Raw genomic sequence first — 389 nt, 5'->3', positions numbered from 1 at the left:
GAGCGGGACGAGGAACTGGCGCTCGATCTTACGTTTTCCAGAATGGGCGATTTCGCCCCGGACAAGATTGCAGAGCAAGTTCCGCAACTGGCCGAGATCCTCAAGATGCGTCGCCAACTCGAGGAGCTGCTTGGCTTCATGGATGGCCGCGTCGACGCCGAAAAACGCATCGCGCAACTTCTGAACAACGAACCGCTTCTTGGCAAGATCGCCAGCCAGGCGCTGGCTGACGACGACAAGGTTGGGGAGTAAATCATGGCCGAACAGCAAAAGACCGCCGCCGTCGCCGCCGAGGCCGAAGCCATAGACCTTGGAGAATTCAGCGGACTCCTCGAGAAGGATTTCAAAGTCAAGAAGGACGACAGCGAGAAGCTGCAGCAACTCGTGCG

The 389-nt window shown here is 58.1% G+C and carries 1 protein-coding gene; it reads left to right on the top strand.

Translation table 11 applies throughout. The annotated features are described in order from the left end of the window. A partial coding sequence (locus EN935_RS40475; RefSeq protein WP_206534755.1) for a type VI secretion system contractile sheath small subunit occupies window positions 1–252 on the top strand: 252 nt, incomplete at its 5' end. Window positions 253–389: the final 137 nt, after the last annotated feature.

Origin of the sequence: Mesorhizobium sp. M7D.F.Ca.US.004.03.1.1 (assembly GCF_003998635.1) — a bacterium.
GTDB classification, from domain to species: domain Bacteria; phylum Pseudomonadota; class Alphaproteobacteria; order Rhizobiales; family Rhizobiaceae; genus Mesorhizobium; species Mesorhizobium loti.
This window is presented reverse-complemented; position numbering and strand designations above follow the sequence as displayed.